Annotated in this window: 21 protein-coding genes and 1 pseudogene; 4 read left to right on the top strand and 18 right to left on the bottom strand. The window is 42.5% G+C overall.

Features of this window, described 5'->3' with window-relative positions; genetic code table 11:
* Positions 1-22 precede the first annotated feature (22 nt).
* The 6 genes and pseudogenes from OSCIL6407_RS0107460 to OSCIL6407_RS33370 form a co-directional block, all read right to left on the bottom strand.
* On the bottom strand, positions 23-2,917 hold the full coding sequence (locus tag OSCIL6407_RS0107460; RefSeq protein WP_234709936.1) for a tetratricopeptide repeat protein: 2,895 nt from the start codon (positions 2,915-2,917) through the stop codon (positions 23-25).
* Positions 2,918-2,941: 24 nt separating this feature from the next.
* On the bottom strand, positions 2,942-3,358 hold the full coding sequence (locus tag OSCIL6407_RS0107455) for a hypothetical protein (protein WP_007354057.1): 417 nt from the start codon (positions 3,356-3,358) through the stop codon (positions 2,942-2,944).
* A gap of 203 nt (positions 3,359-3,561) precedes the next feature.
* A complete protein-coding gene (locus tag OSCIL6407_RS0107450) occupies positions 3,562-4,440 on the bottom strand; it encodes a calcium-binding protein (RefSeq protein ID WP_007354059.1) in 879 nt (292 codons plus the stop codon).
* A 1,118-nt stretch (positions 4,441-5,558) separates the two neighbouring features.
* Positions 5,559-5,717 (bottom strand): hypothetical protein, encoded by a 159-nt coding sequence (locus OSCIL6407_RS36180; RefSeq protein WP_168371085.1) that lies wholly within the window; start codon positions 5,715-5,717, stop codon positions 5,559-5,561.
* Between the two features lie 302 nt (positions 5,718-6,019).
* Positions 6,020-6,310, bottom strand: coding sequence for a hypothetical protein (locus OSCIL6407_RS0107440; RefSeq protein WP_007354061.1), 291 nt, complete (start codon positions 6,308-6,310; stop codon positions 6,020-6,022).
* A gap of 58 nt (positions 6,311-6,368) precedes the next feature.
* Positions 6,369-6,983: pseudogene (locus OSCIL6407_RS33370) on the bottom strand (IS5 family transposase).
* Between the two features lie 198 nt (positions 6,984-7,181).
* Between OSCIL6407_RS33370 and OSCIL6407_RS0107435 the strand changes: the two are divergent.
* On the top strand, positions 7,182-8,168 hold the full coding sequence (locus tag OSCIL6407_RS0107435) for an aldo/keto reductase (RefSeq protein ID WP_007354063.1): 987 nt from the start codon (positions 7,182-7,184) through the stop codon (positions 8,166-8,168).
* Here the strand turns inward: OSCIL6407_RS0107435 and OSCIL6407_RS0107430 are convergent.
* The 6 genes from OSCIL6407_RS0107430 to OSCIL6407_RS0107400 form a co-directional block, all read right to left on the bottom strand.
* A complete protein-coding gene (locus OSCIL6407_RS0107430) occupies positions 8,158-8,631 on the bottom strand; it encodes a hypothetical protein (protein WP_007354064.1) in 474 nt (157 codons plus the stop codon). The genes OSCIL6407_RS0107435 and OSCIL6407_RS0107430 overlap by 11 nt on opposite strands.
* 237 nt (positions 8,632-8,868) lie before the next feature.
* Entirely contained in the window at positions 8,869-9,102 is a 234-nt protein-coding gene (locus OSCIL6407_RS0107425) for a hypothetical protein (RefSeq protein ID WP_007354065.1), read from the bottom strand.
* The gene (locus tag OSCIL6407_RS0107420; RefSeq protein WP_007354066.1) at positions 9,083-9,589 is read right to left on the bottom strand and encodes a CdiA C-terminal domain-containing protein; all 507 of its coding nucleotides are present in this window, start codon (positions 9,587-9,589) and stop codon (positions 9,083-9,085) included. The genes OSCIL6407_RS0107425 and OSCIL6407_RS0107420 overlap by 20 nt, the downstream gene beginning before the upstream one ends.
* A 452-nt stretch (positions 9,590-10,041) precedes the next feature.
* Positions 10,042-10,821 (bottom strand): uroporphyrinogen-III C-methyltransferase, encoded by a 780-nt coding sequence (cobA, locus tag OSCIL6407_RS0107410; RefSeq protein WP_019487073.1) that lies wholly within the window; start codon positions 10,819-10,821, stop codon positions 10,042-10,044.
* A complete protein-coding gene (locus tag OSCIL6407_RS0107405; RefSeq protein ID WP_007354068.1) occupies positions 10,818-11,552 on the bottom strand; it encodes a sirohydrochlorin chelatase in 735 nt (244 codons plus the stop codon). Before OSCIL6407_RS0107405 ends, cobA begins: the two co-directional genes overlap by 4 nt.
* Before the next feature lie 210 nt (positions 11,553-11,762).
* A complete protein-coding gene (locus OSCIL6407_RS0107400; protein ID WP_007354069.1) occupies positions 11,763-12,347 on the bottom strand; it encodes a hypothetical protein in 585 nt (194 codons plus the stop codon).
* Positions 12,348-12,659: 312 nt separating this feature from the next.
* Between OSCIL6407_RS0107400 and OSCIL6407_RS0107395 the strand changes: the two genes are divergently transcribed.
* Both OSCIL6407_RS0107395 and OSCIL6407_RS0107390 read left to right on the top strand, forming a co-directional pair.
* Positions 12,660-13,745 carry a T4 RnlA family RNA ligase gene (locus OSCIL6407_RS0107395; protein WP_007354071.1) on the top strand — a complete coding sequence of 362 codons (1,086 nt, stop codon included), beginning with the start codon at positions 12,660-12,662 and terminating at the stop codon, positions 13,743-13,745.
* A 125-nt stretch (positions 13,746-13,870) separates the two neighbouring features.
* Positions 13,871-14,719, top strand: a complete 849-nt coding sequence (locus OSCIL6407_RS0107390) for a phosphatase domain-containing protein (RefSeq protein WP_026103674.1) — start codon at positions 13,871-13,873, stop codon at positions 14,717-14,719.
* 116 nt (positions 14,720-14,835) lie between these two features.
* Here the strand turns inward: OSCIL6407_RS0107390 and OSCIL6407_RS0107385 are convergent, their stop codons facing one another.
* From OSCIL6407_RS0107385 to OSCIL6407_RS0107370, 4 genes are all read right to left on the bottom strand, one after another.
* Positions 14,836-16,371, bottom strand: coding sequence for a mercuric reductase (locus OSCIL6407_RS0107385; protein WP_019487072.1), 1,536 nt, complete (start codon positions 16,369-16,371; stop codon positions 14,836-14,838).
* Positions 16,372-16,385: 14 nt separating this feature from the next.
* A complete protein-coding gene (locus OSCIL6407_RS0107380) occupies positions 16,386-17,114 on the bottom strand; it encodes a TVP38/TMEM64 family protein (protein WP_007354074.1) in 729 nt (242 codons plus the stop codon).
* Between the two features lie 82 nt (positions 17,115-17,196).
* Positions 17,197-18,255 (bottom strand): DMT family transporter, encoded by a 1,059-nt coding sequence (locus OSCIL6407_RS0107375; protein WP_007354075.1) that lies wholly within the window; start codon positions 18,253-18,255, stop codon positions 17,197-17,199.
* 35 nt (positions 18,256-18,290) lie between these two features.
* Positions 18,291-18,983, bottom strand: a complete 693-nt coding sequence (locus OSCIL6407_RS0107370) for an NUDIX hydrolase (protein WP_007354076.1) — start codon at positions 18,981-18,983, stop codon at positions 18,291-18,293.
* A 125-nt stretch (positions 18,984-19,108) separates the two neighbouring features.
* On the opposite strand from OSCIL6407_RS0107370, the gene OSCIL6407_RS0107365 reads away from it, so the two are divergent.
* A complete protein-coding gene (locus OSCIL6407_RS0107365; protein ID WP_007354077.1) occupies positions 19,109-20,164 on the top strand; it encodes a cysteine hydrolase family protein in 1,056 nt (351 codons plus the stop codon).
* Between the two features lie 232 nt (positions 20,165-20,396).
* On the opposite strand, the gene OSCIL6407_RS0107360 is transcribed toward OSCIL6407_RS0107365, so the two are convergent.
* Entirely contained in the window at positions 20,397-22,505 is a 2,109-nt protein-coding gene (locus OSCIL6407_RS0107360; protein ID WP_007354078.1) for an ATP-binding protein, read from the bottom strand.
* 116 nt (positions 22,506-22,621) lie between these two features.
* On the bottom strand, positions 22,622-23,896 hold the full coding sequence (gene purD / locus OSCIL6407_RS0107355; RefSeq protein WP_007354079.1) for a phosphoribosylamine--glycine ligase: 1,275 nt from the start codon (positions 23,894-23,896) through the stop codon (positions 22,622-22,624).
* Positions 23,897-24,062: the final 166 nt, after the last annotated feature.

The raw sequence follows: 24,062 nt of genomic DNA, 5'->3' as shown, positions 1-24,062 counted from the left end.
TGCCTCATCAGATGCCAAAAAATCACAAACCTATAAGTTCCATCATCTTCTTGAGCGAACTCAAGTTAATCATAATATCTTCGGTCAGGGAGTTTTGATACATCAATTGTCTAATAGGATAACATTCAAACACCTCACCTGTTAAATAATAATGGTCGAGGTGCAGATAATGGCTACTCGGCCAGTAATAGTGACCCACATAGTGAGGTGAAACCAATTCTATGACCTTAGTTCCTGGTTGGCAGAATATTGTATTTGTCAAACCGCTCCCGTGCGGTGTAACTATCATTTTAGCATGAAAGAATAACGCTATCTGCTCCTGCAAGGGCATAGATTCTAAAAAGATTCTAACAAACCCAAATTTGCTTAATTCCTCCATCACATCTTCTTCATTGAAGACGCGCCGATATCTAGCTTTGTTTCGGCTAATGTAAATGCGATCGGGATAGCTGCTCAAAGTGGTAATTCCTGCAAGAAATACGCGCCTGAGAAAATTAACTGCCCAAAGCGGTGGCCAACCTAAATACCCTGGAAAAGAGGGAACAATTAATTGCTTTGCTTGAATGTGGGGATGGGAATCGCTCTCTAAAATTTTGTTTTCGGGGATTCCCAGAGCTTTTAATGTTTCTCGCTGAAATTGCTGCTGACAATTATTCACTAAAAACCAATCTATTTTATCAAAATCTGTGCCACTTAGTCGGAGCAATTCAATTCTAGGTAAAACATCTAACATCCAGTGAAAATAGACATTTCCTGATAGTCCAGATAATACGGCAACAGTACCATCAATTTGTTCTAAATGAGGTAATGATTCTAGCTTAAAAATGCTATGTTTAGTAGGGTCGTGATTTTGACATCCCGGCAAAAAGTTAGGATAATCGCGGGAAACATCTGCTAATAAATAATTGTCAGGAGTAATGACTGCGATCGCGCTGCAAAGTAGCCAATAACTTTTCTGGGGAACAATCCAAGCTCGTCCGTCTGGGACTACGGCAACAAAGGTTTTCGGCGAGTCTACGGGAATTGGTTGAGAATTTGACAAAACATGAACGCCCCAACCTAAATGAATCGGTTCAAACCAATCAGAGATGCGTTTTAAGCAAGGCCCACAGGTTAAACCGCCGCAGTCGGATTTGGGTAATTGGTTATTGGTAATTGATAATTGGTGAGTGGCGATATTTTCTACATCTTCACAGATTATTTCACGATAATTGCTGCGATCTAATTTGCTGGCAATAATCCAGTCTGAAGTAGATAAGTAAATACCTTGTGGGAGTTTATGAGTGGGGGAATTTGAGGGAGGCAAATCCCCTGTTCTTAATTTTCCTAGAAAGGGCAAAGTTAAAACTTTTTCGTAATATCCGATCGCCGACTCGTAGCGCTGCTGTTTTTCTAGCAGATGTCCTAATTCAAAATAAACCTGGGTTAACTCAGGTTGAATTGCTAGGGCAAGATGATAAACGGCGATCGCAGCATTCAGCCGTTCTTGCTTGGCTAAACTCTTACCTAGCCGCCAGTAAAGTTCTGCATTTTTCGGCTGAATTTGTAAAGCTTTTTGATAATAAATTTCTGCCTGCTCGTATCCACCATACTCAAATAAAGCATTCCCTAAATGTAGGTAAGTTTGTGCCAGATATTGACAAATTTCCTTAATTTGTAATTGGTAATTTGTAATTGGTAATTGGTAATTGGTAATTGGTGATTGGTAATTGGTAATTGGTAATTGGCTTTGTTCCTCCAGTTTTATAGGGCTAATTCCTTCTTCCCTCTTCCTTCTTCCTTCTTCCTTCTTCCCTCTTCCTTCTTCCTTCTTCCTTCTTCCCTCTTCCTTCTTCCTTCTTCCTTCTTCCTTCGGCCCCATTAGTGCTCTGAGAAATAGATAACAAGCAGCATTCGCCTGTTGTAATTCATCTTGTTCTTGACTAGATGCGATCGCCCTCGCCTCTACCAATTCACAATAAGCCTCAACAAATTCAGGTTTAAGATCGATCGCCTGGTGAAAATAGGGCATTGCTGAGGCAATTTTCCCCAGTGCCATCAGAGAAAAACCACAGTCAGTATAAGCTGAAATGTAATTGGGGTTGAGTTCTATTACTCGCTGAAAACATGAGACGGCCTGTTCGTGGCGGCTTTGCATTTGCCAAGCTTTACCTAAGTTATAATGAGCCAACTCCATGTCAGGTTCGAGTTCAAGGGCTCGACGGTAGGCGGCGATCGCATCTTCTGGCTTTTTCTCTAGCAGCACTTGACCGAGGTTATTGTGGAGAGTAGCCCAGTCTGGCTTGACGGCAATTCCTTGTTGATAAATCGCGATCGCCTCTTCAAATTTCCCCTGTTTAACCAGAGTACAGCCCAAATTACTGTATGCTTTCACATATTTAGGCGCGATCGCAATTACCTGGGCATAGCTTTCAACGGCCGCCCCTAACTCATTCTGTTGGTCAAAAACCAGACCTAAATTATAATAAGCATCAGCATAATTTGGCCTGAGAGCGATCGCCGCGCGGTAGCTACCAACAGCCCCCGGTAAATTTCCCTGCTTCTGAAATACATTCCCCAGATTGTAGTGTACCTCTGACCAGTCGGGTTTAAGGATCAGAGCTTGCTGGTAGTGGTAAGCAGCTTCATCCAACCACCAATATTCTGCATATAATTGACCTAAGTAAGCATGAGCAAGGGCAAACTGGGGATCGAGTTCTAGCACTTTAGTATAAGCGTCTCTGGCTCCCGTCGGCTCGCCTTGAGCTTCTAGGGCCTCTCCCAAAATCATGTAAGCTGCGATCGCATCCGGCTGTTGCTCAATGACTTGTTGACAAATCGCGATCGCCCCTGTCACATTTCCCTGAGCCAAATAAGTTTGAGCTTGTTTAATAGATTCTTCAATTTTCATGCCAATAATCGCTCGCTCAACGCTCAAACACCCTCCCTTCTTTTTGAGCAATTATACTTCACTCATGGCCACTCGGATATGTTGCAGAGAAATTATTGGAATTGTTTCCACCAGTGACAGCGTGTAAGCTGAGAGATGCAAAAAATCACATACTGGTTTTTGCAGTAATATTTCAAAGACAATTTCTTGCATTTCTCTTGCTAGTCGCGATAATCCTGCTGCAATGGGGAAACTCCTGATTCCGATCTCTGTTTTTTGAGCTAATACAGAGTATTCAAAAAGAACAATACTGATGGCTTTGCGTTCAGTTTTGCTGATACGTAATAGTATATGATCCGTCAATTCTATTCCGGTTGCTGGTACGCCTGATGCAAAGGAAATTGTCAGGGTATCGCTGACTTCATCATAGGTTAAATAAATATCATTGCCGTAGCGATCGCGAACTATCCAACGTTTATCAAACTCCATACCATTTTTTATGTCCGCCGTCAATATATAAGTGACAAATTAAATCGATTATAACATCGCATAAGCCCTATTTCTAAAACATATAAGAAAGTGTGCATAGAGTTTCAAGCTCTCGCACACTGATCGTCATAATTGGATTTCTTGGATAAGTGAGGATAGCCTTTTGGAGTACATCAGGACTATCCTCATCTTCAAAAGCCGTTTTAGAACAACTCGAAGTTGCTGGAAGTGATAGTAAGTCCACCTTGCAGTTGAGCCAAGGCTTGAACTCCGTTGCCAGTGTTGTAGTACAACAAACCGCTGTTGGGGTCGTAGATGACTTTGTTAGCAGTGCTACCCGGAGCATTCGGGTTGAAGTTAGCCTGGACTACAAACTCTGTCGGATCGAAAGTACCACCTAGACCACCGAAGGCAGCCTTAGCAAGTGCAATCTTATCTTCTGCGGGAGTGAAGTCAGTAATCGTGTCTATGCCAGTACCGGTAGCCTGAGCAGTAAAGGCGAATGTATCATTACCAGTACCACCAGTCAGGATGTCAGCTCCGCGATCGCCAGCCAGGAAGTCATTCCCAGCACCGCCATTGATCGTGTCACCACCTTTACCGCCATAGACGGTATCGTTGCCGTCATCACCGCTGATGATGTCTTCACCTACCAGACCAAAGGCTCGGTCAGAGCCGGTGCCGCAGCTTAAATTGTCAGCGCCTCCAGAAATATTACCAGGGCGACCTAGATCGTCAGCGTAAATCACGTCATCGCCACCGCCGCCAGAAAGCGTGTCTCCGCCAAAGCCGCCAACGACAAAATCGTTACCGTCTCCACCGTCAACGACATCATTGCCTTTGCCGCCGTAGACAGTATCGTTGCCAGAGCCTGCTACGACGGTATCGCTGCCAGTGCTAGTAGCTGCGTAATCGTTGCCAGCACCAGCATTGATCAGATCGTTGCCGCCAAAGGTTTGGATGCTATCGCTGCCTGAGCTGCCACTTAGTCTGTTATCGCCGGCTACGCCTACAATATCAAGACCACCTTGAGCATTGGGCGTTGAACTCGCCGGTTGAGTAGGGTTAGTTACCTGTGTCATTTACACTCCTCCTTAAGATTTGCAAGAATCATTTTTCTACAATACACTTTTCCCTCCAGTGGGATTCAAAAAATCAAACCGGATAGCGGTTGAGACCCTCATTGACCCGGCTGGTATAAGCTGTCACGTAATTTAACTTGTCATTAGAGAGCCTTGGGGCCGGAGGCAATTCCTTGCTCCGTTCAGTAGCGAAGCTGGAATGCTTTCTACACTGGACTCTCGACTCCACAACTCTCTCCTCCTAACCAAAATAATCCACTTAGATGAATGCGAGTCTATCATAGACATCACGAGCAAGGCTAGTGATTTTAACTACAACAAGAGCCGGATCTTACAGAGGAAGGTTTTTGGTCTCATCGCTCCCCCCTGGATGAATCGCGCTGCCTTCACCTACTTAAAAGGCAAGTAATTGTAAATACTTGCTTAGAACAGGAACGCGAATAAACACTGGACTCTGTTTTTGACAGACCGTGCAACCGAAAAAATAGTTCCCCTCCTACGACAATTTTTTCAATTGTAAATTGCCAGAAAGTTTGACAATTTGCTTAGTTGGTTGTTAACCTGTGCATCCACAAGCTTTTTAACTAACTTGCTTTATTAAAGGAAAAATATCAAGAAAAGTCAAGTAGTATGACTGATTGTTACGCAAATTCTGGAGCAAAAGTCAAAACTGCGGTTGAGCGTTAGGCCAAAGTTGACGCAACAAGCTTAGGAATTATACCTCTGGATACTGTCCCCTCAGTAATTTCCACAGTATCCACAACTATAAAAGTATATATTGCTACAAATCCTACCCGTAGCTCTTACTGAGAGATTTTTAGCGCGATCGCTCCTGTTTGCTCAGCCAGACTAGAATGAGATAGGGCTATAAGTTAAGCTAGATCGGCCTTAAAATTATAATGGTTTTCAATATATTACTTAACTATTTCCTCGATTTGCAGTGCTAACAGTCTCACAAAACTAGCTTCTGGTCGAGAAAAAACACTTTCGAGCATTGACATCTGGGGAGGGAATTCATTTTCTGGTGAAAAGATATTACACCAGTCTCAAGTTAAATTTGCTCCACACGCACCAGTTAAATTGTCCTGTGAAAATTATTTATCTGCCTCTTCTACTCCCTATTTTCCTGTTAGTAGGGTTGAAGTCGCTGTCTCATAGCTAGAGAGTTTAATAGCCGCTTCGCTCTCAAAAATATAATGAAGTGAAGTAGCTGCATAGTATGTCAGCGCTAGGATTGACAAAGCATTCAGCACTCGATAAATTGGCTTATCAGACATTGTATTCATTTAAGAACCCCTGGTTATTAAAACAGTAATCGTTCTCTAGCAGTTTTTAATTGGGTTAGCGCTGCGGTCAATTACCAGCGATTACCAATTACCAACTTCATAATCCCTCCTTTAGCATTTATTCGGTATCCGACTAAAGAAAGATTCTGGAAAGAGTGAGTAGAGAAACCTTGATCTGGCACTCAGCTATCGCCTTAATACTCGCAACTTCAGGAATTAGCAGCGCTTAATTGTCTTAAATGTAGTATTAAGCACGAATCTGAAACCTACCTTAAGGCATACCGACATTTATATTATTCTGATGGAGAATGGGTTACTATCGGATGCGGATGGTCGCTAGCGCCATCATCGCCCTCCATAATTTCTGGAATTTCGTCATCCTCTACTATTTTCTGCGCTTGACTCTTTTTACTAGCCAATTCCAGAATTGAGAACGGTAAAACTATAGGCCAGAACAGAGGGCCAATCGCTAAAGCTATCCAAGATATGCGGTCATCCTTTGGGGTGGTAGTATCGCCCCAAAACTTTGCGAACCAAATGCAGAAAACCAGCAGAGTAATGACTAAATAGCCGAGAACAATCATTGTTTTTGAGATATGCAACCGCCAAGGCGGTTAGGGGCTAGGGGGGCGTGTTTTCAAACTACAACCACAACAGAACGCAGGCGATCGTAATCATAGCTGTATAATTTGCGGCCAACTTCTCATATCGGCTAGCAATACGTCTTCATTGCTTGAGTGGGTTGAGAGCACGTTCCACAATGTTACGTTGACGGTAGATTTCACGACTAAAAGAACCTTGACGGGGTTCATTTGACAGTCGTGGGATGGTAAAACGGATACCTCGCCTCTGTGAAATAACTACGGATGCGACGACCTGTGTAGCCTTTATCTCCTACGACTCTTTGCGGACGTAGACGCAGATGACCTGCACCCGAACGCGCTTACTGCTCCTTGTTCCATGTAATGAACCGGACAATCTAAGTTTCCTTCTCGATCGGCCGAGGCTTGCAGACGTTCTAAGAGTTGCTGCCAAATATTGGCTTTTTGCCACCGATAGAACCTTGTGGTCACACTTTCCCATTTTCCATAACGTTCTGGTAGGTCTCGCCAGGGGGCTCCTGTTCGCTCGTATCCAGAGAATGCCGTTCACCACTTGTCGGTGGTCGCGATTGGGTTTACCTGTTCGGGGTTTGAGTGGGGGAAGTAGCGGTGTTAACGTCTCCCACTGTTCGTTACTTAAGTCTCCTGGGTTCATGAGCGTTAAGTGTTTGCGATTGCGCGGAGCGCACTGCTGTAGGCAATTGCCTATTTTTTACCTATTTTCTAGGATACAACGAGGCAAGAAAAAAGCCCTAGCCCCTAGCCCTGAGCATCGTAACCGCCTTAGCGGTTGCTATAGATCGCAGCGATCGCCAAGCTAAAATAGATGTTACCCATTCTGTAAAGAGCATTTATGAAAACAAGAAAACTGGGCAATCAAGGGCTTGTGGTTTCAGAACTGGGACTCGGCTGCATGGGGATGTCAGAATTTTACAGCGGTCGCGATGAAAATGAGGCGATCGCAACTATTCACCATGCTCTCGATTTGGGCGTTAATTTCCTCGATACAGCGGATATGTACGGCCCTTTTACTAATGAAGAGTTAGTCGGACGGGCAATTCGCGATCGCCGCGATCGAGTAATATTAGCCACTAAGTTTGGCAATGTCCGCAGTGCAGATGGCGGCTGGTTGGGAATAAGTGGTAAACCTGAGTACGTGCATCAAGCCTGCGATGCGTCTTTAAAACGGCTAGGTATTGATACGATCGATTTGTATTACCAGCACCGCGTCGATCCCACTGTGCCGATCGAAGATACAGTAGGGGCAATGGCAGAGTTAGTACAACAGGGTAAAGTGCGTTACCTGGGTCTGTCAGAAGCCGCGCCAGCCACAATTAGGCGGGCTTTTGCCGTACATCCAATTACGGCTTTGCAGACTGAATATTCGCTGTGGAGTCGCGATGTAGAAGATGAAATTTTGCCCACTGTGCGGGAATTAGGCATGGGTTTTGTTGCCTATAGTCCGCTAGGACGGGGCTTTTTGTCAGGCGCATTTAAGCACCCCGATGATTTAGCACCCGATGATTATCGCCGCAATTCGCCTCGATTTCAGGGTGAAAATTTCTACAAAAATCTGGAGTTGGTGGAACTATTGAAGGCGATCGCAACGGAAAAAGGAGTAAGTGCTAGTCAACTGGCTTTAGCTTGGTTATTGGCGAAGGGTGAGGATATTGTACCGATACCGGGAACCAAACGCCGCACTTATTTGGAGGAAAATGTTGCAGCAGGGGAGATTACTTTTACTGAGGAGGAATTGCAACGAATTGAGGAGATTGCACCCCAGGGTGGCGCAGCAGGCGATCGCTATGCAGCACAGCACATGAGTAGCCTCAATCGCTAAGGGCGCTCGCATTTCGGACAGCTTCAAGAACTGCTAGATTCCAATTGCGATCTTCTGGGGAAATCACAACAACTTCAAAACCATACTTTTCCCCTTCCAATCTTACTCCTTCAGAATCATCCACATGAAGATCGATACCAAAGGCTTTAGGGTTCTTACTTACCCGCTGATAGCCTGAATTGCGACGTAGATAGGTATTATGGACAGCCTGATTAATAACCCCTCTTATATGAATGCCATAAAAACGCAACCACAAGCGGATTAAACAAGGGGAGCGATACGAAGATGTGTAAATCCATATTTCACACCCGTATTGCTTCAATTGTTTCATCAATTTGCATGACCCTAACCGCAACGGTTCATTAATCCACGCCTTGAAAAAAAATGGTATCCGATTGGGTTCAGATGGAATATTTTTCTGATAACAAATAAGAGTATCATCAAGATCAAATGAAATTCGCATTAGTTTCCTTGCTGGCTCTTCGAGCTGAGGGGGTAATAAAGAGAGCTAAGAGCTAGACTGAATCTGGGTTGCGACCTTGCTCCCCGTTGATAAAAGCGGTGTTTATTTGGAGTTAATGCCATTAACTCTTAAACCTCTCCGGCATATTTGTCTAGTAGCTATTTAACCCATTTTTGGCTATCTAGACCGCTACCAAAGATACTCCACCTCTAATACTTTCTTTTTGAATCTAAATGATTAGTCTTCAATAAACTCCCCAAAAATAGCCTGCTCTCTAACTGCTGAATAATCCTTAATAATAGCCGATAAACCTAGTAATTCTTCCAAGCTTCTCGCTTCTTTTGGCGTTAAATCTTGTCTCTCTGCTGCATAGACAATTTCTCCTGCCATCATCAACCTTGATTCGACAGGAATATTGTTTTTCAACCCCAACTCTATTCTTTCTTTGATGCTATCGAAAATTTTGTCCACGATCTAATTCCTCCCTAGTCAATGTCTGAACTGTTCCATCATTAAAAATCAATTCAATTCTTTTCAGCAGCTTTTCTGTATCCCAAACTAGCGCTCTAGCCAGTCCTTTATTGACCTCTTTAATCTCAACTGTCGTATTTATATGATATCCTAGATTCGGAGCGCGTTTTTTGGCAATAGCCACCCCTCGTTGAAATGCGTTACCGATATTAACTGCCTCTGCACTTAATTCCTTAAACTCCCAGATTTCTCCATCAATCTCAGCATCAGGTGTCTTAACTCCTGATGGTGCTTGCTCACTTAATAGCTTCACCCTCCTCCCAAGTCTGGCAAAGACAAGAGCCACAAATAACTCAGAATGATTGGTGTTATGACCTTGATGGAGCAGTACAAACCCACCACTATCCTCATTATAATAATACCGTTCATACTCCGGCTCGGCAAGATTATATAGTTCTTGACTTTTCTGGATATAACTTGGCTCCACAATTGCGCCCTAAATTTAACTTTATCCTTCTATATCCATACTAAGTTTTCGCCCCACCTCCCACAGCAAATAATAAATGTGCTGCCCCCTCCAAAGTAGTATCAGTCCGCCCTATTTCTTGATGGTCAACATTATTATTCATGGCTGGATACCAAATTCATAATAATCATTGATTATAGCTGAAAAATTTAGAAACTATAGTAAACGCCAAAGTGCTTAGAACCCTTGGCGTAAAAATACTCAATACTCTTCTCACTGGTGCGTAAGTCCTGATTTACATAGAAAAGGCTTTTATCAGCGTAATCCCTTCGCATTGGCTACGCCAACATCTTTCTAATTTTGCAAGCGATCGCTATGCAGCACAGCACATTAGTAGCCTCAATCGCTAAGGACGATCGCACTCTGGTTATCAATTTCTCGTTATCAATTAAAGCAGCACCAACCCTACAAAGTTAACGGCATTCCGACAACACAGCGTGCAGCTTAACGACATTGCCAATAACTGCGATCGCGGGTGCAGCAAACTTAGCGGCGTTCATTTTCTCCCCAATTGTAGACAAACTACCGATTAATTCTTCCTGTTCCGGCCGCGTCCCCCATCGTACCAAAGCGATCGGAGTATCCGCGCTCAATCCTGCTGCTGTCAACTGGTCAATAATATAAGTCAAATTGTGAATTCCCATATAAATCACAATCGTCTCTGAACCGCGTGCGATCGCACTCCAATTCACCTCCGGCCGATATTTCCCCGCCATCTCGTGACCGGTTACAAACGTCACCGAAGAACTGTAAAGTCGATGAGTTAGAGGAATTCCCGCATAAGCAGGCGCGGCAATCCCAGAAGTCACTCCCGGTACAACTTCCACAGGTACGCCAGCATTCAGCAACTCTTCCATCTCTTCGCCACCGCGACCAAAAATAAACGGATCGCCGCCTTTTAACCGTACAACTATCGCGTGAACTTGAGCTTTTTCTATCAATAACTGAGTTGTTTCTTCCTGCAATAGCGAATGGCGACCCATGCGTTTGCCAGCATCAATTCGCTCTGCTTGCGGATTAATCATCGCCAAAATTTGGGGACTGACTAAGGCATCATAAATAACAGCATCAGCGCACTCTAACAGAGTTTTACCCTTCAATGTCATCAAACCAGGATCTCCTGGCCCCGCACCGACTAAATAGACTTTTCCCAAACAGTTATTCTCCTTTTTGTTTAGCTTGGTAAGGTTCATTTTTCAATCAAATCTCGAATCAAATCTGCTAATTCTACACTTACTCCCAGAGGGTTAGTCAGATGCAATTCAGCAAGTGGAAACTGCTGCTTTAGTTGTTCCACTTTTTGCGCGATCGCATCAGTGATTCCCCCCTCAAATAAAAAATAAGGCACAATCCCTATTTGCTGATGTCCACTGTGAACTAAACTTGTAATTTGTGCTTCCAAACTCGGCGGTACAGACCAATAAGCAGTCACCGCGTTAACTTTAGCGGCTATTTCCTCAACAGGCAAATTCCCACCCGTGCGGCGACTCCCGTGAGATAGTAAAATCCATGCCTGCATTCTAGCAGATGTCATCTGCCCTGCGACCCAGTTAGTTAAACTTGCGCTCTGGGAACCCAAATGCGATCGCAAGTTAATTATCACCTTTTCGCCTATTATTTGCTGTGCGATTTTTACCTCTGTCGGTATATCTTCCTGAAGGTGAACTCCCGGCAATAAAAACATCGGCAAAACTTGCACATCCTGTAACCCAAGAGATAGGGTATATTCCCCAAATTGGCAGATTTGTTCGTGTAATGAACTCGATCCAAATTCCAGCGTAGCAGTTCCCACAACAGGCGAGTTTTGGGAATAATTTGCCAATACAGCCAAACGTTCAGACAACAATTTAGCTAACTTTTCCAGACCTAATTGTGGTCTAGGATCGCGGCTACCATGAGTTACTAATAAATAAGTTGAACGCAATTTTTATACCAACCAACTTGTTCTCTAATTGTTGGTAACGCCACCCTCTAGGCGGTTCAATTCCCCCCAGAGGGCGACGTTACCGGAGCAATTTGTAAGTCTCCTAATTATAACATCTTCCTGCAATTTTAAACAATCTCAACTAAAAAAGCTTGTTTACTAGACACAAGCTTAGAACTTAGTATTTAGAAACAAGCCTTTATTCAAAACTTAACGCCGCCCGGCTTCAATAGCAGAATTGGCAATTTTTACCGCATTTGCTTCCCGCCCATTCTTAAGTGCTACCGTATACAAAACTCCCTGAAATTTCCATTCAACTGAAGCAGTACAGTAAGCCCCACAACCATTGTGAAAAACGCCCTTAGTTCCCTTCGCCAATTGAATGTTTTTTAAGGTCTTCGTTACCCCTTCCATTCTCTCCGTAAATTCACCACCTTTTTGAGCTCCAATTCCACCAGCACTACAAGCAGTAGTTCCTCGGCAATTAGCAGTATAATCTATATAAACACTATAACCATCCGCCCTCGCTTGAGGATGAAAGTAAAGCTTTTGTGAAAAAGGAACCTGACTGGGTAGAAAAATTGGTACTTGCGTCTTACCTTTTAATTGTGGCAAAATTTGACCAATGGGAACAGTAGCATCCGCTTGGGCAATTAAGTTGCTTACTACCGGGATATCTGCTACCCGATTTAGTGATTCTCTATCCAATTCCCCAAAACCAAGAACTCCAGATGGCATCGCCAGAGCACTTAACAAACACGCATAACTTCCCAAAATCAGCAATCTAGTCTTCATTTGTTTACTCCTTACTACCTAAAAAGTATACTTTCAGAACTCACGCACCCAACTAAAGAAACCAGTTTTTTTGACGAAAATACTTCGTTGTTACCGACATATTCTCTCAAAAACCCGGTTTCTGGGACGACCTGCGTAAGTCCTAACTTTTTTACACCCATTGCCTTAAACTATTGATAATGATACTATTAAATACGGGAGCATAATAGATTTTCAGGTAGAAAGGAGAGGTAATTACCTCTCAACTCTTTCATTGCCTTTCGTTACCACATAATAGATAATAAATAGTACGTTCCCCTTTAGAAAATCATCATGGAACTACAAGATTATTTGCGTCAGCATGGATTAGATAGCTTATGCAGCACTTATCATATCAAATTATCCCGACATCAGAAATATCCTCACCTCGTCTGTCTGAAATACTCCCAGATTGAATCTCCTCTGGGTGAAAAAATAGTCCAGCAGTGCCGAGGTATTATCTTAGACTCATCTCAAGATTGGCAAATAATTTCTTATCCTTATAACAAATTCTTTAATTATGGGGAAATTCATGCTACTCCGATTGACTGGAGTAGTGCCAAAGTGTATGAAAAACTAGACGGTTCTCTCACTGTTATTTATTTCTACGATGGCGAGTGGAGAGTACAAACTAGCGGCACTCCTGACGCTAGCGGTGAAGTTAACGGTTTTGGCTTTACTTTTGCGGAACTATTCTGGAAAGTTTGGAACGAACTAGGATATCAGTTACCGCAAGAAACTGAGCAATGTTTTATCTTTGAATTAATGACTCCTTACAACCGGATAGTTGTTCAGCAAAAAGACAATCAAATTATACTACATGGAGTGAGAAATATTCAAACACTTTTAGAGTCTGACCCTAGTATTTGGACAGAAAAATATGGATGGGAATTAGTTGCATCCTATCCTTTAACTAGCTGGACAGAAGTTATCAAAGCTGCTGAACATTTAGATCCGATGAATTCTGAAGGATATATCATCTGCGATGGTAACTTCAACAGAGTCAAAGTTAAGTCTCCCCAATATGTCGCAATTTCTCATCTTAGGGAAGGATTTTCTACCCGCAGAATGATCGAGATTATACTAACAAATGAAGGAGAGGAGTTTTTATCTTATTTCCCTGAGTGGACAGAACTTTACGAGAAAGTTAAAAATAGATATCTATCTTTAATTCAAGAAGTAGAGGAAGTTTATCGGCAATATCAACATATCGAAAACCAGAAAGATTTCGCCTTAGCTATCAAGCACTTACCCTATTCTGGGATTTTGTTTTCTTTGAGGTCTGGAAAAATTGCTAGCGTCAAAGAATCTTTACGTAATGCTACTATTCAGAAAGCAGAGGAACTTTTAGGGTTAGAATACATTAATCTGGGGTTATAATGATAATACACATTCCCAATTGCTAAACTTGATGAGTTAGTTAATAGTTAGTAGTTAGTGGTTAGTGATTACTAGCAAAATATAACCAGCCACTACCAATCACCAATTACCAATTACCAATTACTATGAAAAGAGTCATTATACTTGTGGGTTTACCCGCTTCTGGAAAATCTAAATTTGCTAATGACCTACTGTTATCAGAACCCGGTAGATGGGTGCGAACAAATAAAGACCTTTTGCGAGAAATGGCTCACGCTTCTTATTGGTCTCCCGCCAATGAAAAGTTTATTCTTCAACTCCGAGATGCCGCAATTTTGATGGCCCTAGAATCTGGTAAAAATGTGATTGTTGACGATACCAACTTTGGGCCGCATATCGAACATATCAAAGCGCTAGTTAAAGGTCAAGCTGTCGTTGAAGTTAATGATTCTTTTCTCCAGGTTCCTCTAGAAGAATGTATTAAACGCGATTTAAAAAGACTCAATTCAGTTGGCAAAGATGTAATTATGAAAATGTATAATAAATACCTCCGCGTTCCCGTACCGCCTCCAGAATATAACCCCGAACTCCCAGATGCTATCATAGTTGATATGGATGGTACATTAGCTTTACTAAATGGTAGAAATCCGTATGATGCGTCTAATTGCGAACGCGATTTACCGAATCAACCAGTGCTTGAAACTGTTCGCAAGTGGCAGTCAAGTATTAATGTTATCGTGCTATCGGGTCGCACAGATAACTATCAACCTCAAACTGAAAAATGGTTGCAGCAATATGAGGTAAAATATACTAATATTTATATGCGAAAGAATGGAGACCAGCGGAAAGATTCGATTATTAAGGAGGAATTTTACCGCCAACATATCGCAGGAAAATTTAATATTCGTTTTGTCTTGGATGACCGTCAGCAAGTTGTTGATATGTGGAGGTCATTAGGTTTGACTGTATTTCAGGTCGCTGAAGGTGATTTCTAATAAGTTCAGAGCGAAGCAATCTCGATGCTATGCGATTGCTTCGCTTCGCTCGCAATGAAATTGTTAGGCTTATAATGACATTATTACCTTTAATTTATTCATATACTTATTAACACCTATCGCGTCCAAGTTAGCCACTGAGAAAACAGTTTTTTTACAAAAGGTGTCAACCGAGTACGATTGTAAGCATCCGCAGCTTTGCGAATTGCATCCGCTTGAGTTGGATAAGGATGAATCACGCTAGCAATTTTTCCTAAACCAATATTGTTAACCATTGCCAGAGTTATTTCGCTAATCATTTCGCCGGCGTTTCTAGCCACAATTGTTGCACCTAAAATTTTATCGCTACCTTTCTTGACGTGAATTTTTACAAATCCTTCTTCTTCCCCATCAGTAACAGCTCTATCTACCTGACTAAAAGGAATAAAAAATGTATTTATCTCAATCCCTTTTTCCTTAGCTTCTTGCTCATACATTCCTACATGAGCAATCTCCGGGTCTGTGTAAGTACACCAAGGCATTGTCAAAGCGCTAAGTTTTTTACGTCCTAAAAATAGAGTATTTTGAATGACAATTCTGGCGGCAAAATCAGCAGCATGAGTAAATTTCCAGTTCATGCAAACATCGCCAGCAGCATAAATACGAGGATTACTGGTTTGCAGGTTGTCATTGACAAACACCCCACTTTTTGTATCGTATTTAACGCCGACAGCTTCAAGGTTTAAGGTTTCCACGTTCGGGGAACGTCCCGCACTAACTAGAATTTCATCAACAGTGATTGCATCTTCCTGGTTATGGGATTGATAATAGATAACTTTACCTGCGTTTGTTAGCTCAATCCTCTTAATTTTAGATTGTAAAATTAGCTGAATTCCTTCTCGGATAAAAGCCTGCTGAACAATTTCTGCGGCATCAGTATCTTCGCGGTCTAAAATGTGAGCATTTTTATGTAGCAACACTACTTCGGAACCCAATCGCTGAAAGGCTTGAGCTAATTCGGAACCAATGGGCCCGCCGCCAATTATTGCTAAACGTTTCGGCTGTTCTGTAAGGTTAAATACTGTTTCATTAGTAAGATATCCAGCTTCTTCTATACCTGGAATTTGTGGTTGCAATGCTCTCGCACCTGTAGCAATTACTGCCTTTTTAAAACGTAGAGTTTTACCTGCTACTTCGATGGTATCATCACTGGAGAAACGACCCGCTCCTAGAAAAACATCAACACCTAATTTTTCTTGATAGCGTTGAGCTGAATCCACATCACTTATTCCTGCTCTTAACCGCCGCAGTCTTTCCATTACGGCGGCAAAATCCACTTCTATATTATCAGGAACTCCAATGCCAAATCGCTTCGCATCTCTAATATTAGCAACAATAACGGAGGAACTAATCAGACATTTTGACGGCACGCAACCGACATTTAAACAATCGCCACCCATTAAATGTTTTTCAACTAAAGCAACTTTTGCACCTAAACCTGCTGCACCTGCGGCAACGATTAATCCTGCTGGCCCAGCTCCTATTACCACTAAATTATAACGGCTAACTGGTTGAGGATTTACCCAATCTGGCGGATGTAAATAAGAAACTAATCTTTGGTTGTGTACATCCATTGGCGATATATTTAGGCGATTGCTTTTCGAGCTTGACATGGCAAATTCTCCTATTAAATATTGGCTTCTAAACTTTTACGAGCAATCCTAGCTGTATAAAGGCTGACAGCAACAGTGGCAATCAAACCGATCCCATTAATAAGTAAATTTACGGCGGATGCTTGGCTATTTACAGCATAACAGGCTCTTTCTATTATAGCCATTTCTCCCCCTAAAGAACCGAGGTAAACGTACATCATAGTCCCTGGAATCATACCAAGTGAACCTAGAACATAGTCTTTTAAGGAAACTTGCGTTACTCCCAAAGCATAATTTAAAAGATTGAAAGGAAAGATGGGAGAAAGGCGTGTTAAAAAAACTATTTTAAATCCTTCTCGACCAACAGCTTCATCAATTGCTTTGAACTTTGGGTACTTCTCAATTTTTTTTGCTACCCAGTTGCGAGATAAGTATCGACCGATCAAAAAAGCTAAAGTAGCACCTAAAGTTGCGGCAAGAAAAACATATATTGAACCCCAAACAATGCCAAAAATAAAGCCTCCTCCTAGTGTGAGGATAGAACCGGGAATAAATAAAACAGTAGCTAGATTATACACAACAATAAATGCTACTGGCCCCCAAAATCCAAGCTGCTCAATCCAGATCAATCCGCTTCTTAAAAGTTCTTGGATATTGGTAGCTCGTGCTAAAATGCTAACGAGCGCAACTAATGAGGCAATTAAGAAAAATTTAACGCTATTTTTTATGGTTCTATTTGCACTACTTGGTGGTTGTTCTAACATAAATTTATGCTCTTAGTTGACAGAAAAATTTACTGAACTTAAAGAGGGGATTGAGAAAATCTTGCATTTTTTAAAAATTGTTTTACACTCCTTTAAAACCAACTTCTCTATCAATTTCCATAGCACTAATACTCTGCATTGTAACTGGAGTTTTAGTGCTTTGGCGAACAACTCCTATTTGGGTTAATATGATGCCCGCCATAATAACAGTACCACCAATATATTGAGCAATGCTAGGTAATTCTCCTAAAATTAAGTAAGAGGCTAAAATTCCAGCAATGGGGCCAAAAGAGCTAGCTAATGAAACTTCGGATGCGGTAGATTTTTTTAACCCAGTAAAAAAACATAATTGACCACCCACAACAATGACAATTCCATAGAATAACATCCATTGCCATAATAAAGGCGAGAAAATATCAATAAAATGAATTGGGCCATATTGCACCATAACAATTGCAAAAAAGATAATTGTACCTATAAATGTTCTAAATACGGTAAATATTCCCAACGGTATTTGGCCAAGTTTTGCTTTACTAATAATAGTGGAAATAGCTATACATACAGCCCACCCAGCGGTCATTAATTCACCTTGTCCTATATGAATAGCGCCTCCCATTTTTACAATGTTGTCATCGGGAGTTTGAAGTAATATTGTTAGAATAACGCCAATAAATGAAGCAATTGCACCGCCAACAACCCACCGATTTACTCGTTCTCGTAGCAATAATACTGATAAAATTAAAGTTAAAGGTGGCTCGATGCGCCCGATCAAAATGACATTATTGACCATTGTCACAGCCAGAGCTGTAAAAATTAAGGTGGGCGCTAAAGCTCCTTCGAGGATAGCAACTACGCTTAGACTTAGCCAATTTTTTCTAGAAAGCTGTTTTAATGCAGGCAGATTCCATTGTCGGTAATAGACGAAAATTAGAACCAGCAAAGCACAAATATTTCCTGCAAATAAAACATTGCAAAATGAAATAGGATTCCTGCCATTAATTAAGTTTTGAGCGCCTATTTCTGTTAATTTACGAATAACTGAGCCCGAAATAGCGAAAATAACGATCGCAGTCAAAAGATAAGCTCTTGCGGGCATTGAGTTGATTAATTTTAAGGTAGTAGCCCATAAGCTGGATATCATGTTACTTTTACCTCCTTAGCAAGCATTGACCCCGATTATAGTTCAAAATTAAATCCTTTTTGTTTTAATTTATGATATTTGCGTTCGTCAAATTTATAAAGTCTTGCGGCGCGATGGGCAACTCCGGTTTCGGTTTCATCTAGCGCTACTAAAAGCTCCATTTTAAGAATTTTTTTACGGAAATTTCGCTTATCTAGTTTTTGCTCTAAAATTGTTTCATAAAGCTTCTGGAGTTGGGTGAGGGTGAATTTTTTTGGTAAAAGTTCAAACCCAATGGGTTCATAACGAACTTTGCCTTTTAGTCTAGCAAGAGCTGTTGCTAAAATTTGCTCGTGGTCGAAAGGAAGTGGCGGCTTTTTAGTAGCGGGAAACCAAGCGGCATCTGTCGCATCAGTTGCGGCATCAATCGGGTGCTCCGATAAATTGATTAAGGCGAAATAGGCGACAGTGACAACGCGATCGCGCGGATCTCGATTAACATCACCATAGGTATAAAGTTGCTCTAAAAATACATTTTTAATGCCCGTTTCCTCGCGCAATTCCCGCCGCGCCGCTGCTTCGAGGTTTTCCTCAATCCGCACAAAGCCCCCAGGTAGAGCCCATTGTCCCTGAAAAGGTGGCAGTTTCCGCTGAATCAGCATGATTTTTAGCAGGTTGTCTTCATCCAATCCAAAGACGACGCAATCGACGGTAAGTGCAGGTCTGGGAAATTCGTAGGTGTAAGTCATGGGAATTAGGGATTGGGAATTTTTCTAGCTACTCTTGACAATGTGTTTTATCGACACTAAGCTAGAGGTGTATCAATAACACTAATATATAGCGGATTGCAGCAGTTGTTTGTAGGGAAATCACAATGACAGCACAAACTCAACTACAAATTCCTTCTTACTTCGACCCCAAAAAAGTTGGAGAAGTCTGGCGAGTACCCTATCAAAACAGGGCAATAGATGCAAAACAATGGGCAAAACAAAACAGCATCCGACCAGCAGCAGAAGATAAAACCCGCATTTGTCTAATGATAATCGATGCCCAAAACACTTTTTGTATTCCCAACTTTGAATTATTTGTTGCAGGTCATTCTGGTACTGGTGCGGTCGATGACAACGTGCGATTGTGCGAATTTATTTATCGCAATTTAGGTGTAATTACAGCCATTGCACCTACAATGGATACCCACACAGCGATGCAAATTTTCCATCCGATATTTTGGATTAATGACGCAGGAGAACACCCAGTACCAGCCGCTACAATGGTGACACTAAATGATGTGCAAACAGGCATCTGGAAAGTGAATCCTGCTATCAGTTACAGCATCGCTGATGGAAACTATTTAGCCTTGCAAAAACACGCCTTGCACTACGTTCAAAAACTGAGCGATAACGGTAAATATCCTCTCACAATTTGGCCCTATCACTCCATGTTAGGAGGTATTGGACACGCCTTAGTATCCGCAGTTGAAGAAGCGATATTTTTTCACAATATAGCCCGCAATAGCCAAACTCTTTTTGAAATTAAAGGTAGCAATCCCCTCACAGAAAATTATTCAGTCCTGCGGCCAGAAGTTTTAGATAGTGCAGATGGTCGTCCTATTGCTCAAAAAAATCTGCTTTTTATTCAGAAATTACTGGAATATGACACGGTAATTATTGCCGGACAAGCTAAGAGTCATTGTGTTGCTTGGACAATTGAGGATTTGCTAACAGAAATTATGGCACGAGATTCTAAATTAGCTAAGAAAGTTTATCTGCTAGAAGATTGTACTTCGCCCGTTGTTGTTGCCGATATAATTGATTTTACAGAACAAGCGAATGCTGCTTTTGCGAGGTTTGCCAAGGCGGGGATGCAGATTGTTAAATCGAGTCAGCCAATTGATACCTGGCCGGGTATTTCACTTAGACACTTTACGTAACGCCGCCATCTTGGCGGTAAAGAAACCGCCGGGACAGCAGCGTTACAGATATTTTGTCAGAGTTTATGTACCCAACCAAAGAAACCGGGTTTTTTGACGAAAATACTTCGTTATGACCACAGATTCTCTCAAAAACCCGGTTTCTGCGACGACCTGCGTAAGTCCTATTTGTATAAATCCTGTAGCCATTACCAATTACCAATTACCAATTACCAATTACCAATTACCCTATTTATTTTTGCTGATAAACCATTAAATCAAACCAGAAAGTAGTACCAACCCCAACCTCACTAACTAAATGCACCTTAGTATGATGCTTATCAATAATATTCCTCACAATTGAAAGCCCCAACCCAGTACCTTCCAAAGTATGCACCCGATTTTCCACCCGGAAGAAACGGTCAAAGATTGCCTCTTGATCCTCTGCATCAATACCAATTCCCGTATCAGAAATCTCAATCCGCACCAGCTTAGAAGGCGGTACTGCGTGTGATAGAGAATAGTTTCCTGGGGAAGATTCCTCATTAGCAACTTCATATTTATCCTCCCTTACTTCCACATCTAACTGAGAAGCGCGAATCGCAATCTTCCCTCCCGAATGAGTAAATTTCAAAGCATTACCAACCAGATTCGCAAACACTTGTAACAACAAATCGTAATGACCTAAAACCGCTGGTAAATCCGGGTCAAGTTCCTGAATCAATTCAATACCTTTATCTTTAGCATTGAGTTGATAAGTACGTAAGGTTTGCTCTACAGCTTGGGCAATATCAACACCGTCAAAATGATAAATTCGGCAAGATTCCAACCGCGACAAATCTAATACATCGTTAACCAGGCGAGTGAGGCGGTCAGTCTCATGATTTGCCGTTTCTAGAAATTCGCGACGTTCAGCCTCGCTGAGGTCTTCCCCGTACTCGTGGAGAGTTTCGATAAATGATTTAATATTAAACAAAGGCGTTCTTAATTCGTGAGAAACATTGCTAATAAATTGACTCTTAGCTTCATTTAGTTCTACTTCGCGAGTAATATCCTGTATCGTCATCGCAATCCCTTTCAGGTTGTCTCGATACTCTTCTGGAAGGTGAGATTTAGCACTTTCAAAGTATAAGGAACATTCAAAAGCATCGGGGCGCGGGGCCTCGGTACAGGTATTTCTTTCTTCATGGAGACAACTTTTACACAGCGGTTCTGAACCCGGTGCTTTATGTAAAGTTACAGTAGTAACAAGAATTCTCACAGTGCGATTAATTGGTTCTGTAAGCGAACAGCGAAATTCTCCCCCTTCGCGATCGCCACCAGCAATTTGATACAATGGCCTAGCTACCTCTAGCTGTACCTCCGCAGGTAAGTAATTTAAAACATTTTCCCCAATTACATTCTTATATTCCCAGCCAAAGATTCGCCGCGCGGTCGGGTTAACTAAAATGATGTACAAATTAGCATCCAGCAACACCGCACCGTCAGCAATAGTAGAAACCAGGGTTTCCAGTTTAGCTTTTTCCGCTGTCAATTCTTCAATGTTTTGCTCTTCATAGCTTTCCAGCTTTTCAGCCATCTCATTAAAGCTACAAATCAATTCCCCTAATTCACCGCCTAAAGGCAAATCAACTCGCTGTTTAAAGTTACCGGAAGCAATGTTTTTAACGCCAAAAACTAATTCTTTAATCGGCTGAGTAATCGTCAAAGCGTTAAATACTGCCCCTAAAATTACCATCACCCAAATTGTGACAAACACTGCTAAGGTGACATCCCTAGTTAAATTTGAGGAAATGACGGCTGTAGGATTAGGATTAATGCCGATCGCTAAAACTCCTAAATATTTGCCCTCGTGGACGAGGGGAACAAATACGTCAGTCACTTCCCCTGCGGGAGTTAAGTGCTGCTTTACTAAGGGCTCAGGGGTGAAATTGACCTCTTCAAGATTGGCGGTAAAAGTATCGGGAAGTTGAATCCGGCGACGGAGAGTCAGAGAAGTTTCTACCTCTGACTCAGAAAAGGGTAAGCCGAGGTAGATTTCGCCAGCATCGTCGGCGTAGAGGATATATCGAATGCTAGAGGTGCTGCCGTAGAATTGCCGGGAAAAGCGGGCTACTTCTGTGCGATCGTTTTGGGCAATTAAAGGGGCGACATTGGCAGCCAGCAGCAGACCGAGATCGCGGCCGTAGCGGGTGTCATTGAGGTGGGCATCTAGTTGAATGGTGTTGACCGCCCAGAAGGTCAGGCCGCTCATAATCAAGGAGACTACCAGTGTGGCTCCCGCCATCAGCCGCGTCTGGAGAGTAAACTCCGACCACCAATGGGCTATTATTTCTCCGATGTTTTTGAGGAAGGCCAGCATTTGGGTAATTAAAAATTAAAAATGTAAAATTAAAAAATTGGATTTTTATATCTTGCCAGAGGACAAGTGCAAATCCAGACTTTATTGTTACATTTTTAAATTTTAATTATTAAATTTTAATTTTTCATCGCTCGGTGTCCAATGTCCCGGCGGCAGTAAGCCCCTTCAAACTGGATACAATCAACGGCTGCGTAAGCTTTTTTGATGGCAACCTCAAAGGTTTCGCCGACCGCAGTTACCCCTAAAACCCGCCCCCCGTCAGTAATTAGCTGCTCTTTCAGCTTAGTCCCGGCGTGAAAGACAGTCGCCCCCAAAGCTTCGGCTTGCTCAATCCCGGTAATTACTTTACCTTTCTCATAAATCCCTGGATAGCCGCCAGCGGCCAGCACCACACAAACAGCCGCCCCCGGTTTCCAACTCAGGGCGGGGAATTCCCCTAAACGCTGTTGACAACAAGCCAGCATGATGTCTTCGAGGGGCGTTTCCAGCAAGGACAAGATGGGTTGAGTTTCGGGATCGCCGAAGCGACAGTTAAACTCTAAGACTTTGGGCTCGCCTTCTGGGGAAATCATCAAACCTGCGTAAAGAACACCCCGGTAGTCTATACCACGCTTTTGTAATATTGTCAAGGTCGGCTGTAGAATTTCTGTCTGAATCCGCTGCATCAGGGCAGGTGTGACAATGGGTGCAGGGGCGTAGGCTCCCATCCCGCCAGTGTTGGGGCCCGTGTCGCCGTTGCCGATCGCCTTATGGTCTTGGGCAGGCAACAGCGGTACAATGGTCAAACCATCAGTTAAAGCTAAGATTGAGACTTCTTGACCGCTTAAAAATTCTTCAACTACGGCGCGAATATTCTCAGTACCAAACTCCCCGCCAAAGATAGCATCAATGGCACTTTCAGCCATTTCTAGGGTGGTGGCAACTGTGACACCTTTACCCGCAGCGAGCCCATCGGCTTTGACAACGATCGGCACTCCCTGGACGGCGATGTAAGCTTTAGCAGAATCAGCATCAGTAAATGTGCCTGATTTGGCGGTGGGAATACCGGCTTCCAGCATCAAATCTTTGGCCCAGGATTTACTCGCTTCAATTTGAGCCCCTGCTTGGATGGGGCCAAAAACGGGAATATTTCGCTGTTGGAAGTAGTCAGCAATGCCTAGAGATAGGGGGACTTCGGGGCCAACGGCGACTAAGGAGATATCATGCTCTAAGATGGCTCGTTCCATGCCCTCAAAGTCATCTACTGGAAGGGGGAGATTTTGGCAACCTTTGAGGGTGGCGGTTCCGCCATTGCCAGGGGCACAGAATACTTGTTCAATTTTGCCTGATTGCAGCAGTTTTGTTGCGATCGCGTGTTCCCGGCCTCCGTTTCCTACTACTAAAACTTTCACGTTGTCCTTACCTCTGATTTATTCGTAAATACCTGATTTTTCTTTATAATAGTAAAACGTCGCCAGCCATATTTGCATTTGTGGTAGCAAGTATCGAATAATTTAACTCTCACAAAACTTAGGCACTAACAGCAGAATACCTGACATTATTAAAGCTACAGTAGGC

This window comes from Kamptonema formosum PCC 6407 (assembly GCF_000332155.1).
Lineage (GTDB): Bacteria > Cyanobacteriota > Cyanobacteriia > Cyanobacteriales > Microcoleaceae > Kamptonema > Kamptonema formosum.
This window is presented reverse-complemented; position numbering and strand designations above follow the sequence as displayed.